This window comes from Enterococcus sp. NBRC 3427, from assembly GCF_007996925.1.
In the GTDB taxonomy this organism is placed as follows: Bacteria; Bacillota; Bacilli; order Lactobacillales; family Enterococcaceae; genus Enterococcus_B; species Enterococcus_B lactis.
The window spans coordinates 21,649-37,272 of sequence record NZ_BJLL01000004.1 but is presented as its reverse complement, the minus strand read 5'-3'; the positions used below and the strand labels follow the sequence as shown (position 1 = coordinate 37,272).

11 protein-coding genes are annotated in these 15,624 nt (G+C 39.1%); 9 read left to right on the top strand and 2 right to left on the bottom strand.

The window, feature by feature from the left end; genetic code table 11:
• The first annotated feature begins 212 nt into the window (after nucleotides 1–212).
• Both ESP02_RS01710 and ESP02_RS01705 read left to right on the top strand, forming a co-directional pair.
• On the top strand, nucleotides 213–5,552 hold the full coding sequence (locus tag ESP02_RS01710; protein ID WP_002374746.1) for a QWxxN domain: 5,340 nt from the start codon (nucleotides 213–215) through the stop codon (nucleotides 5,550–5,552).
• Nucleotides 5,553–5,570: 18 nt separating this feature from the next.
• Nucleotides 5,571–7,316, top strand: coding sequence for a hypothetical protein (locus ESP02_RS01705; RefSeq protein WP_002374745.1), 1,746 nt, complete (start codon nucleotides 5,571–5,573; stop codon nucleotides 7,314–7,316).
• A 184-nt stretch (nucleotides 7,317–7,500) separates the two neighbouring features.
• On the opposite strand, the gene ESP02_RS01700 is transcribed toward ESP02_RS01705, so the two are convergent.
• Nucleotides 7,501–8,901: a TrkH family potassium uptake protein gene (locus ESP02_RS01700; protein ID WP_025478519.1), complete on the bottom strand. Its 1,401-nt coding sequence runs from the start codon at nucleotides 8,899–8,901 to the stop codon at nucleotides 7,501–7,503.
• Nucleotides 8,902–9,061: 160 nt separating this feature from the next.
• Between ESP02_RS01700 and ESP02_RS01695 the strand changes: the two genes are divergently transcribed.
• The 4 genes from ESP02_RS01695 (at nucleotide 9,062) to lepB (ending at nucleotide 11,910) form a co-directional block, all read left to right on the top strand.
• A complete protein-coding gene (locus tag ESP02_RS01695; protein WP_002374742.1) occupies nucleotides 9,062–9,799 on the top strand; it encodes an epoxyqueuosine reductase QueH in 738 nt (245 codons plus the stop codon).
• Between the two features lie 124 nt (nucleotides 9,800–9,923).
• A complete protein-coding gene (locus ESP02_RS01690; RefSeq protein ID WP_002294107.1) occupies nucleotides 9,924–10,403 on the top strand; it encodes a hypothetical protein in 480 nt (159 codons plus the stop codon).
• The gene (locus ESP02_RS01685; RefSeq protein WP_002291511.1) at nucleotides 10,400–11,167 is read left to right on the top strand and encodes a DUF6681 family protein; all 768 of its coding nucleotides are present in this window, start codon (nucleotides 10,400–10,402) and stop codon (nucleotides 11,165–11,167) included. Before ESP02_RS01690 ends, ESP02_RS01685 begins: the two co-directional genes overlap by 4 nt.
• A 173-nt stretch (nucleotides 11,168–11,340) precedes the next feature.
• Nucleotides 11,341–11,910 (top strand): signal peptidase I, encoded by a 570-nt coding sequence (lepB, locus tag ESP02_RS01680; protein WP_002316795.1) that lies wholly within the window; start codon nucleotides 11,341–11,343, stop codon nucleotides 11,908–11,910.
• A 118-nt stretch (nucleotides 11,911–12,028) separates the two neighbouring features.
• Here the strand turns inward: lepB and ESP02_RS01675 are convergent, their stop codons facing one another.
• Entirely contained in the window at nucleotides 12,029–12,631 is a 603-nt protein-coding gene (locus tag ESP02_RS01675; protein ID WP_002374740.1) for a class I SAM-dependent methyltransferase, read from the bottom strand.
• A gap of 319 nt (nucleotides 12,632–12,950) precedes the next feature.
• Here ESP02_RS01675 and ESP02_RS01670 point away from each other — a divergent pair, with 319 nt between their 5' ends.
• From ESP02_RS01670 to prmC, 3 genes are read left to right on the top strand one after another with little or no spacing between them, the layout of a single operon-like run.
• On the top strand, nucleotides 12,951–13,535 hold the full coding sequence (locus ESP02_RS01670; protein WP_002291517.1) for a thymidine kinase: 585 nt from the start codon (nucleotides 12,951–12,953) through the stop codon (nucleotides 13,533–13,535).
• A gap of 2 nt (nucleotides 13,536–13,537) precedes the next feature.
• The gene (gene prfA / locus ESP02_RS01665; RefSeq protein ID WP_002291519.1) at nucleotides 13,538–14,611 is read left to right on the top strand and encodes a peptide chain release factor 1; all 1,074 of its coding nucleotides are present in this window, start codon (nucleotides 13,538–13,540) and stop codon (nucleotides 14,609–14,611) included.
• The gene (gene prmC, locus ESP02_RS01660; protein WP_002374739.1) at nucleotides 14,604–15,443 is read left to right on the top strand and encodes a peptide chain release factor N(5)-glutamine methyltransferase; all 840 of its coding nucleotides are present in this window, start codon (nucleotides 14,604–14,606) and stop codon (nucleotides 15,441–15,443) included. The genes prfA and prmC overlap by 8 nt, the downstream gene beginning before the upstream one ends.
• The last annotated feature ends 181 nt before the right edge of the window (nucleotides 15,444–15,624 follow it).

Genomic DNA, 15,624 nt, shown 5'->3' with positions numbered 1-15,624 from the left:
TGTTTAAATACTTAATAAAGGAGAGCGTAAAAAAACAAGCAAAAAAGAAAACCATGTTGTTTTAAGAAAAGCGTGTGAGTAAGAACTAACACATACAAGGAAGTGACATAGACTAGTTCGAGTTATTGAAAAAAACAAGGAGAATGGAACTTACAGATTTAAAGAAATGAGACTGTCTTTTCTAGTAATTGAAATCTAAGGAGTGAAAAACAATGCCGAATGACATCAACCAACACAGAGCTAAAGTGGGGAAGTACACGAGTGAAACACAGACTCCATTTGGACTAGAACGCAACCAAAGAGCATTAAATGAGCTTGCTGCAAGCATGGGACAACGTCCAACAAGGGAAGGACTTAAGACTTTAAGCGGATATCTCTATGTCTACAGTATTTTGAGTGCACTCACACTGCCGGATCCACCGCCGAACCAGTCTAAGAATGTTCAGAAGTCTTCGCGTTCTATTCGTAGGAGACAAGAAACACCAACAAATACGACAAGAGTAAGGGAGTTTCATCCAGAAAGCCTATCCCAAAATCAGTTTGTCACGTTGACAGATGCCGCACGTCAATGGAGCCTTGAAATCCAGCAGTTAGCGCAAGGAATTACGATGTTTTCGAACCATCTACCAGATAAAGCGACTGAGTCTCAGAGTGAACAAGGTGTAAGAGAGAAGGAACGCAAGCAATCCGATTTCAGAAACATTCGTCAGACAGCAATCACTGAATCGCAGAAGTTGAATGGCGGTCGATCAGAGGAAACAAATGAAGCCACTCCATCATTTTCTAAACACCCTAATAAAAATAGTTCTGATTATTTTTCTGGTAAAGATGCTGCCGAGAAGCTAATACAGACTTTTCAAGCTTCATTTGAAGAAACCCAAAAGCAAAGTGGCCTGGTTCCAAGAGAGACCGCACCGCCCATCGAAAAAGCTTTTTGGGAAGATCTAACTACGACTTTTTACAATTTTTTCAGTCAATTTGAACACACGTCCTACACAGAAAACCAAGCAGACGTGTCAGGCAGTTCGGTGATGGATCATTTTATCCATTTGATGAAGCGGACGTTTTCAGATAACCCAATGCCGATAAACCAAGATGGACCTCTAAAAAGCGAATCTATTTTGAAACAAGAAGAAGCGTCTATCTCTGCACAGCTTTGGCAGTTAACTAATGACTTGGGAAACTTATTAAGTGGATTCGTCCAAAGCTTGGATGTAATCCAACACTTAGGCGCGCAAGCCATCCCGATTTCTGAGGAGCAGCAGAACACACCAGACGAAAATGTGGCGATGACTGAACCAATGATGTCAGATGAGTCGGTAGATAAGCGAACCAATCAGTTGGATAGCCCAACGTTATCTACTGTTGATCTTGAAACAGAACAAGTCCATCACATCAATAAGACGATCATCACTGATCAGTTGCCTTCCACACGTTATCAGGAACCGTTACCGGTCTTCTTTTATGATCGTGCCCTTTTTCAGAGAAAAAATGAAACAAGTCACGTGAATGAAAAAATTAAAGAATTTTTCATGAAAGAAAAGCTGGCGAACGACGCCACTCCTGAGAGTGAACTACCAGAAATTGCTCGAACATGGATGGAGAATAAAAATTTAGATAAATTAAGTCAATTGGAAAGAAAACATTTTTTGGCGTACACGCTCCTTAAAAATTATGGAATGGAAAACGTGCGGTGGGGAGAATTCATCTCTGCTAATAAATTACAGGACATCTTTCTGCAATGGAAAACCAATACGTGGTTAGAAGATTATACGTACAAAGCAATCACTGATAAGACGAGCCAGTATGATCTGTCTGGAGCAGATCCTGTCCTAATCACTTCTTTTAACGAATATCAAAAAGAAGGCAAACAATTATTCAATGAATTTATCAATAATTTACCAGGGACAATACCCAAAACGCAGGAGCTCTCTCCTATTTATTATAGTGAAGAGCTGTTTGATGCACGGGAAAAAACAGAAAAAGTGAATGAAGAAGTTTGGTACTTTCTTGTTAATCAAAATTTCGTGAAGGATATACAAACACGAAGGGAACTGGTCCAAAAGTTACAAGAGTGGATCCTTTCAGGAGAAAATTACGAGATCAAGCTAGTAAGACAACAACTAGCCGCTGAGGTGATTTGTCTAAATTACGGAATGACTGTGGAAAAGATGTCTCCAATAGAGGCACGACTCTATTTGTTGCAATGGGAAAACAATAATGCACAGGCAGGTTATAGTTTTAAAACTTTCGACATACTTGAGAAGCAGGAAGTGGGCAAAAACACGACAGATCAAGCAATTGAGGCGGTATTTATCGAGCAAGAAATTGCGACTTTTCTTCAGGAAAATGACATTGAAGTCCCTCCGCCAAATAAAAAATTACTTCCTGAACTTGATGAGGATCAAAAAGAGAAGCAGCGTGAAAAGGTTTCCTCTTTTTTGATTGAACATGGGATTGCTTGTGAGAATCATGAACCGCAACAGCTGATCAAAGGAATCACACACTGGCTTTTACTCAAGGAAGCACCTACGAAACCTACAAGTTCCGTCAGTACAGCTCTTGAGGAAGTAACTGCAAATCCCACAACTTCTGCCAGTACAGCACTTGAAGAAACGATACCGGAGACATTATACGATGTCAAAATCAAGCAATTAGCCAATATCCTCCTTGGAAAGAAGGAAGAAGAGTCCCTCTCAGAAGAAGAGGCAAGTGGGATTGTGTCTCGTTGGATTATAGAGATGGAGCTCGATAGACGATCTTCTACTGCCTTACCTGACACGTCAAGAGTAAAACGTTCTTTAGCTCCGCCAACATCCACACAGAAGGAAAATCCATGGCAATCTCAAAAGTTGATGAGCCAAGTAGAACGCTTTTTTCAGGAACAGGGTGTGTTATCTGGGGAGGTGACAAAAGAAAAGCGACTGATTGCCATGAGCAAGTGGCTTTTACATCAGGATGGTGACACCGTTTTTCGTACAGATAAACTCCACACCCTCGCACAAGTGATCTTGAAAGAATTGAATCTTTACGGAGGAAAAGAAGAAGAGAAAATCTCAGATAAAGATGCCGAAGTGACAGTGATGAAGTGGCTATTCGAGCATGTTCTTGGCTGTTCACTTGAAGAACATCTAGCTAGAAACATCGTTGCGATGCCCGATCCTTCTAAGATGACAGTCAATCATCTAAGAGCTCAGCTTGAGTACAGTCCATATGAGATGGGTCTGTCGTTTGATTACTTGCCGTTAAAAGAGAAGGCGGGGGCATTTACGTTTAAAACACTCTGGGAAGCATCACTCAAACAAACCTTGCCGAGTTTGTACCGACCAGACGATCTAAGTGAAGGCAAACGGCTGGTTTCTGATCAGAAATTGCTCGTGCAGTTGACAGGTGATAAGCTGCTAGAACGGGAAGAGTATCGTACAAAAATCAATGAATCAGAAAAAAGTTCCTTAGGAGCCGTTTTCTTGGATAGTGTGGCTGAGAAAAAGGAGCTCAACTTTGAAGAGTTGCAAGTAATTTTTATGCCTGCATTGTTTGCGACAGCGCAACTGGAACCAGAGCGCCTGCGTGAAGCTTTGACTGAAGGAACCTATAAAGAAGTAGCCCTCAGCACCTTTATCAGCTATTGGCAAAAAGGCTATTTCAAGCTGGTTGAAAAACAAGAAACGATCGACCATCTATTTCAAAATTATCAAGAAGCCACCCTTAAATGGCGGCGGAAACAGGTGCTGGCAGAAGAAACGATTCGGGAGTGTTACAAGTCTAAAGCATCACTAAAAGGGTATCCGCCACCACTATTGGTATATTATGGCGCGCTGCCTGTCACAGAGACAGACGCTATCGCTCGCTATATCAGCGGAGGACATCCTTGCCCGACAGCGCACTGGGAAGTTCCTAATTTAGACGAATGGTACAAAGACTTGACTGGAAATGTGGCAGATGCTTATGCAAAATTAGATACAAAGCTGATCGAACTCGCATTTGAAACGATGAATCAAGATGAATCCCAGTTTCTTTTTTCAGAAGAGACGCAGATTTATGAGGCATCTGCAAAAATAAAAAGAAAAAAATTCAAGCGTATTCCTGTGATTGGATTGGGAGGAGATATTCAATATAAATTAGAAGCGGTTTATACGGATGGCGATCTGAAGAAGACTGATCTGTTTGTAGCTAAACGTGGGGATGAAGAACGTGTGTACGGATTGAAAAAACTGGAAAATGAAGGCGGATATGTCGTTTATCGTGTAGATCAAGACCCGTCATTATACGTCAAATATCAATTGTTTGAAATAAATAGTCATGAGCCGACATACGACACATTCTCTCTTAACGTGAATCTAAACAGTGAACGATTCAAAAATATGGATTTTCAAAGCAGTGAGAAAGGGAAGTTATCGGTATTTGCGTTAAGGCTCAGTCATAAACACCGTCACGAACTGTATGACAAACTTTATCAGTCAGGCGATGAAAAAACACCGCTAGAAAAAGCATTCGATGTACTCACACATATTGTCCCTTTTTATGATTGTGTGACAGGAATCATCGAACAAGATATTGAAAAAGCGGTGCCTTCTTGTTTGATCGATGTTGCATTATTGATCCCAGTAGCAGGAGAGGCGGTTGCGCTCAGTACAAAATTTGGATTAGGCGTGGCAAGAGCGATTGCACGAGGCGGCTTAAGAAGCGCGTTACGAAACAGCGGGCATTTTCTTCCCACCTCCGTTGAATTAGGCAAACTCGGAGTTAGTATTGTGCGCTATATCGATCCAGGGGTTGAATTGATAACGGATAGCAGTAAACTGATGGCTAAAGGATTAGCGAAATTAAGCACGAAAGTTCGAAGTACAGAAATAAAAAATCTTTTAGAAAAGCTAGAAAAACTGGAAAAGCAGACGCCAAGTATCTCAGAGAACTTTGTGAAGGCGCGGCTACCGAAAAATGGACCAGAAGTTCCGGTGAAACGTGTAGATGAACATTTATATGTACGGGTGACGGATCTACAAACAGGGAACGGCTTTGGTGACTACTATCTATTGAAGAACAACCAATTAGAAGTGTTTAAAGGTCCAGTCTCATTTTCAGAAGAACAGAAACGACTGATCGATATCGTGGCAATCAAGATAAAAGACAATCAAAAAGTGATTGATGAAAAAAATCTAAACCCTGCGGCTTATGGCGAAGGGCGGATCAGGACGGTGTTAGAAGAAGGAGAGCCGGACCAATTCTTGATAAAAATGAACAATCAGTGGGTTCCTGTTAGAGAAACGCCGATTGTGGGACATGGTGTGCGTTATGATGCGAAGATTGGCGAAGAATTGTTTCCTGTTAACTTTAATGGGATGGAGTGGTATTTCGAAGCAAAGACGTCCCCCTTTATGGCAGAGGAAGTCCGTACAAGCATCGGAAAACAACTTGAGAAGTTCGAAACTCGACAAGATCCAATGAATCTTTCTGCGCCAGATGAACGAGGTTTGATGCGAGATGATTCCGGAAGATCTTATATCAAGATAGAAAATCACTATGTGCCACTCATCTTATTGGATAAGTAAGCTGGACGATATCATTTAGTGAAAAAAGACGCGAACGAGCCAATGACGGTTTTGAGATTTCACCCGGAAAGCGGTCAATTCCAGGTTGAAACACCTTTGGAGAAAAAACTGTGGCAGGAAGAACGAGGTATCAGAGAAGCAAGTTATATACAAATTGAAACAGCTATTTCTCTGGAAAATTCACCCAAAATAGAACCGTTAAATCCAAAAATACAACCAGAGCCGTCACGTCCAAGAGGAGGATCACAGCCAGGATCATCAAAACCAGGAACATCAGGGCCCCGACTACAAAGCCAATATACGATTAATGGATTGCCTGTCATTCAAGATAGAGCTGATGAATGGAATAAGTTGAGACAAGCCAAGGTATACCTTCCACTTCCAAAACAAGCAAGAAAAGTGAATTCGAAGGAAAAGCCGAAAAAATTATATGACTTCATCCCTACTCAACCTATCGAAGTTACAGTTCAAAAAGAAATTGATAATTTGTTTCTTGAGTGTACACGCGAATATCTTAAATCCCATCCTCAGAATAGTTTTCGGGTATTTGCTGGTCTTGATGCAAGCAAGACGCCAGAGTTTCTCAAACCATTTCAAGTCGAGCTTGCACTAGAATTCGAAAATACGAAAATAATATATGATAATATGAAAAAAATATGTCAAAGATTGTCGAGAAAGAAAGCTATTTCTGACACTTATGAAGGTAAATACCTGATTCAAATGTTCGAATTGGAGAATGTGCCTAATCAAGAGCAGATATTGAAGAAAATTATCGAGAGACTACGATCCATAGCAGAAAAAGGAGAGCAGTTCCTCCAAAAAACGGCAGATATTGGTTTTGAAAATGTTTGGATCGTGACTACTGATTTGAAACGGGACTATTTTTCACAATCCTATGTGTCAGAGTTTCCAGAAGGTTATATTGTAAATGCGTTTGTATTCCCAGACGATCCACAATGTAGAATATTCATTTTAGCAGACGCATTCCATTTAGATCCCGATATAATACCACGTTTAGAGTTAAGACCAGTTCCATCTGAGACGATCATACATGAAACAACACATCTTAGTTCATACACGGGCGATCTCATAGTTTATAGGAGGAGACCAAGAAGTTTTGCTAGTAGTGGACAAGACGTGCTAAAAGATTACAAAAATAAGTTTAGTGACGCACTATCATCTCCTTATTTTGAGGATTTCGTAGACCGATTAGCAGAATATCAGAAATTGCCGAAGCTGTCGAAAGAAGCTGTGGCGAAAGCATTGACTTCTAATGAAAAGAAAATGAAAAAGAAAATGAATATGTTGCGAGCAAATTTACAGTTGGAGGATGCGGAAATGGTCATGACGATTATCAGAGACCTTTCCCAAGGAAGAGATTTTGACGTACGACCACGCGTGCGAAGAAACCTTAGCAGCAAGAAATCAGAAGAGGACAAAGGAATGATGTTTCTAAACTTGTCGTTAGGATTTTTGTTCAATCCAGAACAATACTGGTTAAGTCCTCACTTGCATAAGACACAAGAAAAATCAGCGCTTGCCACAGAACATCCAGTTTCAACTCATACGGAGGAGAGCTCAAAGAAGGACACGACAAATACAAAAGGCGAAAAATGGGAGGAAACAGAGAAGCTGCAAAAGAGAAGCCTGCTAGATGCAGTAGACAAAGGTAAAAATAGAAGCCATACTGTCAATAACGACTTACTCAAGCAAAACGCAGAGAGGAATCAAAAAAACGTTCCCCTTAGTGCTTCGCTCAATTAAAAAGACTATGACGTATCAGCTGGCTAATACTATTGAAGAACATCGAAGAGAAGATGAACGATTTTCTTCGATGTTTTTTTGCTTCCTTGCTTCATCTGTCGAATACAAAAAGCTTATCCGGACTGTCTATTGACAAGGAACCAGATAAGCTTATCAGTGGGAGGCTTTGCAGTTATCGTTACTTTTATCCGATAATGATTTTCTCACTTGGATATTCATAGCCCAGATCTCGGGTTTCTTTTGGTACGAACAGCATCAATGTATACAGCATTCCAATCCGCCCAATAAACATCAGGGCAGCAATCGTGATTTTACCTACAACAGACAAGTCGCCGGTAATTCCTAAGGATAAACCAGTTGTTCCAAAAGCAGAAGTTACTTCGACGATGATCGAGATCAGTGTTTGGTCCTCTGTAGCAGATAAAAAAACGATACAAAAGAAACACATACCAAGAGAAAGCATAAAGACAACGACTGATTTTCGCACATCATCTTGATCGATTCTCCGTCCAAAAATATTGATATTATCCTCACTCTTGAGGAAGGAGTATAGATACAAACCGATGATCGCTACAGTAGTTGTTCGTATCCCGCCTCCTACAGAACTAGGACTGCATCCGATAAACATCAGTAAAGAAAAAATAATCAGTGTCGTGATCTGAAAATCACCCAAATCGTGAATCTGGAGACCGGCATTACGAGTCGTAATCGAATAAAACATCGAATTGATCCATTTGACACTCATACTGGAATCTTGGAATAAATGGTCCTTTTCCAATAGATAAATTAAGATAGTTCCCGAAACAAACAAGATGACAAAAGCCAACACGGCTAATTTGGTAAACAAGGAAAAACGAAATGGAAGCTTTGCACTGGAACGTTTATATAACAGCCACTCCCGAAACTCCATCAATACAGGAAAACCAATTCCGCCGACAAAAATCAAAAACATGATCAGAATCAAGAAAAAATAGTCATGTGCAAAGGGCTTGATGGAATCCCCAGTGACGTCAAATCCAGAGTTCGTGACAGCCGATATCGCCTGATAAAAACCGTAAAAAACGGCATCACGCCAACGATCAAAATAGCCTCTGTAATAAAAATAAATAGAAAAGAATGTCCCAAAAAGTAATTGAAACCAGATTAAAATAGCAAAAGTGATACGAATCAGTCGGACGATACCAGACAAACGCGGTTGATTCATATCTGTCATGATCAGCTGCCGCTGTTTCAATGTGATTCGTCGTTTAGAAAAAATGACAAAAGCAGTAGAAATCATCATGATCCCCAAACCACCAACTTGAAATAATATTTCCAGCAGTATAATACCGTTATCATTGAACACAGAATTGATATCAAAAGTCGATAGTCCAGTCACGCTCACTGTACTGATTGCCATGAACAGCATGTCCACAAAAGAAACATGGCTATCTGGTTCGCGAAAAATCGGCAGATAAAATAGAACGAGTGATAAGACCGTCATCAATATATAATAAAAAACGATGATTTGGATCGATGAGAAATGATTGGCAGCAAACTTCTGTCCTCGCCGCTGCAGCCTTCGAAAGAATAAATCAACATGCACAGTACTATCCTCCTGACAATAGTCGTTTCTACCAGTATACAAGGGGAATCAGGAATACTCAAAGAAATTATTGAACAGATAACAATACAGCTTTCGATTAAAATAGAAATGGCTTATAATAAAGCAAATCCTAGAAAAAAGAAGGAGGAGGAATAACAAATTGATCAATGCCCAACAAATCGTAGAAAAAATGAAAAATCAAAAAATAAATTATGACACAGTTCTGAAAAAAATGATTATGCAATGGGAGAAAGAAGAAGTAAAGCCTAAGATATTAATACATACATGCTGTGCTCCTTGCAGTACGCACACGTTGGAATTCATGTCTCAATATGCAGATATCACGTTATTTTTTTCAAATTCGAATATCCATCCTAAAAGTGAGTATTTACGGAGATTACATGAACAAAAACGATTTGTAGACCAATTTAATGAGAAAACTGACCATCATGTAGCGCTGATTGTTGATAAATACCGTCCAAGTGAATTCACCAAAATGGTTTTAACCAACCATCTTGAAGACGAAAAAGAAGGTGGTGCTCGCTGCAGTGCATGCTTCAATATGCGATTAGATCTTGTTGCGCAAAAAGCGCAAGAACTAGGATACGATTACTTTGGAAGTGCCCTGACGATCTCACCAAAGAAAAATGCAGCCTTGATCAATCAAATCGGAATGGATATCCAAAAGATTTACGGGACACGATATTTGCCAAGTGATTTCAAGAAAAACAAAGGCTATGAACGCTCTTTGCAAATGTGCAAAGAGTATGATATCTATCGCCAATGTTATTGTGGTTGCGTGTTCGCTGCCAAGCAGCAAGGATGTGATCTGAAAGAAATCAATCGGGAAGCAAAAGCTTACTTAAAAACATCGACCGTAGTTTTTGATGAAAATTAAAGAAATCTTTCGGAAAAACGTAAGAAAAAAATAAAGAATTTATGGTAGAAATAAGGTAGACTGTATAATTTGTCCGTAGTAAAGTAAGGAAACAAGAATAAATTTCAATGAAGGAAGAGATAAGATGCGAAAAGTAGCACCTATTTTGAAGCCAATCGCTGTATTAACAATCTCGACGATTGTCGCGACTACTACAGGTATTGTGAATAGTTCCAGCTACCGTGCACCAAGTTCAAGTTCTAGTACTGTAGAAGAAACAACACCAACTACTTCAGTCTCGACATCTGAACCAACAACAACGGAAAGTTTGAATGAAACCACTACGACAAGTACATGGGACGATACAACAACTAGTTCGTCGTATGATGAGACATATACAACTGACAGCTCAAGCGAAACAAGTAATACGGTACCAGATGGCACTCCATCGGATTCAACCAATCCAAGTACAAGTCCGGATACAAGTGCTAGCTCCGAAACGATACCAAGCAGTACGACTGTAGATGATAACACGCAAAATGATGATGCCGCACGTACAGCACAGCAAAACCAAGATTCAGGAAATACACAAACGTATAACCAGCAAGCAGGTGATTCTCAATGACATTTTTACTAGATCTTATCAATGGGGTGCATAAATTCCTTGGCTATTTAGACATCAGTCCTAAATATCTTAACCGTGGATATACGATTTTAAGTGTGATTCCCACGCTTTATTTATTGAGAATTGTTTATGGACTTTGGCAAAACCAAAACTATCTTCAATTTTTCTTATATGGACTTGCATTTCTAGTGCTTGTTTATTTTACTGTTTTAAATGTATTTTATTACTTTTTAGATAAAAACACGAAAGCCGATGTCACGCAGCTTTTTGTGAAGTATTTGCCTGATGAAGCGTTCAACATCCAGACAGAAGAAACAATCAATAATGGAAATTCGATCGATAAAGTGAATACACAGGAGGTCATGGTTTCTTATGACGAAGATTACCAATTGAAATTAGCCGAGAATATGCGGTATTTGATTGGAAATGGTGAGATCAAAACAAATGAACTCGGTCGCATGGATGGATTTTTGGTCGACAGAAATACGTTGTATCCTTATTACTATGTCAAGAAAACAGGAGAGAAAGAGTATGTTCTAAATATTGGACGAAGCTACTCGGACATGGAAAAAGTAGGGACCATTCGACTAAGCTCAACAGAAGACACATTGGAACCTGTCGGATTGTTCATCGTTGGCGGTGATTTTGTCAAAGACGGGTTGCGTTATCATGAGCCTTATCGCCTGAAATTAATTGCAAAAAAAGCACAATCACAAGAAGAACAAGTTGTTTATAGTCGGAGCCAAAGGAGAAGACATTCATAAGGGGATGTGACATGACTTTTGTCATGCCCCTTTTTTATATAACGAGAAAAATAGAACGAACACGTCACTTATTCTTTCCTTTCATTTATAAACATTGTAGAATAAAGAGAGTACAACGAAATATCGTAAAAAAATGTAATAAATAACGAGGAAATATAAGTAGGAGGTAAGCTGTGAAAGAATTTTTGAAAAATTGGGGGATTCTGATCCTTGTATTAGCGGCTATTTTATTAGCTAGAGTGTACGTGTTTACACCAGTCACTGTAAACGGACATTCGATGGACCCTACATTAAGTGATGGACAACGACTGATTTCATCTAAAATCTCGAACTATGAACGAATGGACATCATTACTACGAAGGAACCAGGGGATGAAGAACGAATGATCGTTAAACGAATCATTGGTATGCCTGGGGACACAGTCAAGATGGAAAATGACCAATTGACCATTAATGGCAAAAAGTATGATGAGCCTTATCTAGATAAGTTCAAAAAAGAATTTTCAGAAGATAAGTTACAAGGAGAGTATGCTTATAGTTCAGGGTTCCAAGCACAAGCAGAAAGTGCCTCTACCTTTACGAGCGATTTTGAATATACTGTGCCGAAAGGAAAGTATCTTGTTCTGGGTGATAACCGTTTGATTTCAAAAGACAGCCGAATGTTTGGGTTAGTCGACAAAGATATGATTCAAGGCAAAGTTGTTTTCCGCTACTGGCCTCTTTCAGAAATCAAAATCATTTGATGAAAAAATAAAAAGAAGCTGTGACATGATTTTGTCACAGCTTCTTTTTCCGAATAAACGTTGTTCCAGAAGTAGCTTCTTATTTCTTGAAGCTGCCCACTTCTGTCGTGACCTCTTTTTAAGCTTTTTGGCTGATGGATAAGAAAAGCGAAGCATGTTTATTCATAAATAGCTTTTCTCCATGATGAAAAGTATGACTAGCAGTAGAGACAAAGCCAGTTTTTTTCAATCGATCGTTCAATTCTTCTTGGATAAAACCATTATGGACTTTCGGATGACTGATTTGTTCATTCTTGTCAAAATCTACAATAATCAGTTGACCGCCAGGAACTAAAAGTTCGTAAAGTTTCATGAGAATAGTCTCCGTATCAGGAATGTGCAAAAGTACGAGTGATAGAAGGATCACATCTGCTTGGACAGCAGGAAATTCGACAGAAGCATCAGCGTGGATCGTGCGGACATTTTTCAGATCTGCTGCTTGGATCTTTTCTTCTGCCATTTTCAACATAGTTTCCAAAGCATCGGCAATGATCAGTTCTTTGAATCTTTCCGCAAGCGGTAAACTCACAAGCCCAGTTCCGCCTCCATAATCCAGAAGGACTTTTTGGTGGTTGTCGCGAGGTAGATAAGTAGTTAGTTCTTCGCGAATAATCTTGGCTAATGCTTGTCGGTCAAGGGAATCATAATGATTAGCGATGGAATCAAAAATATTTTTTGTCATCAAATAGCTCCTTACATAAAACTTTGGAATTTTAACTTATTATAGCACGTGAAAGAAAGAAAACATGCTATACTCAATTCAAAAAGAAAGTATTTAGCAGATGTACTTATTTTTATAAATCCTAAGAATTTTCAAGGACAGAAATTTTTCTAGAAAGATAAGATAAATGGATCGCCTTATTTAGTTCTTGTCAAAAAATTGGAACAAAAGTAAGCAAGGGATTTGAACGATAATCTGTGCTTGATGAAAATTCTCACTGTAAAAAATGTTGAAAATCAAGTATAATACCATAGGAACAAACTGGAAGGTGAAAAAGAGCATGGCACAACTATTTTTTAAGTATGGCGCAATGAATAGCGGCAAGACGATCGAGATCCTAAAAGTCGCTCATAATTATGAAGAACAAAACAAACCAGTTGTCTTGATGACAAGCGGTATTGATACGAGAGATGGTTTAGGCGTTGTTTCAAGCCGAATCGGACTGAAACGTGAAGCAATGCCGATATTTGAAGAAACAGACGTATTTGACGTGATTCAGAACATGGAAAGCAAACCCTATTGTGTGCTGATCGATGAAGCGCAGTTCTTAAAAAAGAAACATGTCATTGCTTTTACGAGAATCGTGGATGAATTGGATATTCCGGTTATGGCGTTTGGTTTGAAAAATGATTTTCGAAACGAGTTATTTGAAGGATCAAAATATTTATTGCTTTATGCAGACAAGATTGAAGAAATGAAAACGATCTGTTGGTTCTGCCACAAAAAAGCAATCATGAATTTACATTATATTGATGGAAAACCTGTTTATGAAGGCGATCAAGTACAAATTGGCGGAAATGAAGCTTATTACCCCGTTTGTCGAAAACATTACTTTCACCCATCAATGATTACAGAAGGAGAATAAGCATGTACGATCAATTACAATCAATTGAAGACCGTTATGAAGAGCTTGGAGAACTTTTAAGTGACCCAGAAGTGATTTCTGATACAAAGCGTTTTATGCAGCTTTCAAAAGAAGAAGCAAACACGCGCGAAACAGTCGAAGTTTATCGTCGTTATAAAGAAGTAGTACAAGGAATCACCGATACAGAAGAACTGCTTGGTGAAAAACTGGATGATGAAATGGCTGAACTAGCAAAAGAAGAATTATCTGAATTAAAAAAAGAAAAAGAAGTCTTAGAAGAAAAAATCAAGATCCTGCTTTTACCAAAAGATCCAAATGACGATAAAAATATCATCATGGAAATCCGTGGAGCAGCAGGTGGAGACGAAGCAGCCTTATTCGCGGGTGATCTTTTCAATATGTACCAAAAGTATGCTGAAGCACAAGGCTGGAAAACAGAAGTGATGGAAGCAAACGTTACCGGGATCGGTGGATATAAAGAAGTGATCATGATGATTACCGGAGAGAATGTTTATTCGAAATTAAAATATGAAAGTGGTGCACACCGTGTCCAACGTGTTCCTTCAACTGAATCGCAAGGGCGTATCCATACTTCCACAGCAACAGTTGTCGTGATGCCAGAAGCTGAAGAAGTAGAGATCGATATCGAAGATAAAGATATTCGTACAGATATCTATCATGCTTCAGGTGCTGGCGGACAGCACGTCAATAAAACAGCATCTGCTGTACGTTTGACTCACTTACCAACAGGGATTGTCGTTGCTATGCAGGATGAACGTTCTCAAATCAAGAACCGTGAAAAAGCAATGAAAATCTTGCGTGCTCGTGTGTATGATAAGATCCAACAAGAAGCACAAAGTGAATATGATGCCAATCGAAAATCAGCAGTCGGAACTGGGGATCGTTCAGAACGGATTCGGACATATAATTTCCCGCAAAATCGCGTGACTGATCACCGTATCGGATTAACTATCCAAAAATTAGATCAGATTTTAGCAGGGAAATTAGATGAAATTGTTGATGCATTGATCATGTATGATCAAACATCAAAACTGGAAGCTATGCAAAATGGGTAAAATGACCTATCGAGAAGTCCTGTCACGGGCTTCTTCTTTTTTAGAGGAACATGGAAAAGAAGCATACAGTATCCAATTTTTATTTTTGGAACGAAAACGATGGAAAAAACTTGATTGGCTCCTTCATATGAACGAAGAGATTTCAAAAGAAGAACAACAGTTGATCGAAACAGATCTGCGACTTCTGCTTGCAGATCATCCGCCTCAGTATTTGCTAGGATATGCAGATTTTTATGATCATCGGTTGAAGGTAACCGAAGCAACACTGATTCCTCGACCAGAAACAGAAGAGTTAGTGGAGTGGTGTTTAGACGAGACGCCTGATGTACCATTGGAAGTGATAGATATTGGGACAGGTACTGGGGCGATTGCTATTAGTTTGAAAGCAGCAAGAAAAAATTGGCATGTATCTGCCGTAGATCTTTCTGAAGAAGCGTTAGAAGTCGCGAAAGAAAATGCTCAGCACGAAGGAACGAAAATCAGTTTTTACCATGGGAATACATTGGAACCAGTACAGGATCGGCGATTTGATGTGATTATTTCTAATCCGCCGTACATCAGTCGGAATGAATGGGAACTGATGGATGAAAGTGTTCGGTCATTCGAACCTAAGATGGCCCTTTTTGCGGAAAACGATGGATTAGCTGTTTATGAAAAAATAGCAGTTGAAGCACCAAGCGTACTAAAACCAAATGGAAAGATTTTTTTAGAAATCGGATTTCGCCAAGGTGAAGCAGTAAAAAAAATATTCCAGCAAGCATTTCCAGATAAAAAAGTGGCGATAAAAAAGGATCTTTTTGGTAATGAACGAATGATCCAAGTTTACAGTTGAAGTTGTGGATGAAAAAATTTTTATTTGTTTTTTTATTATAAAAAAACACTTATTTGACAAGGATGTAAACGACTTTTTGGCTTATCAACAAGTTTATCCACTATTGACAAACGAATTATCCACAGTCAGTGGAAAACTTGAGGATAAAGTTGGATAAAACAAGAATGTATGAAAAAGGGGT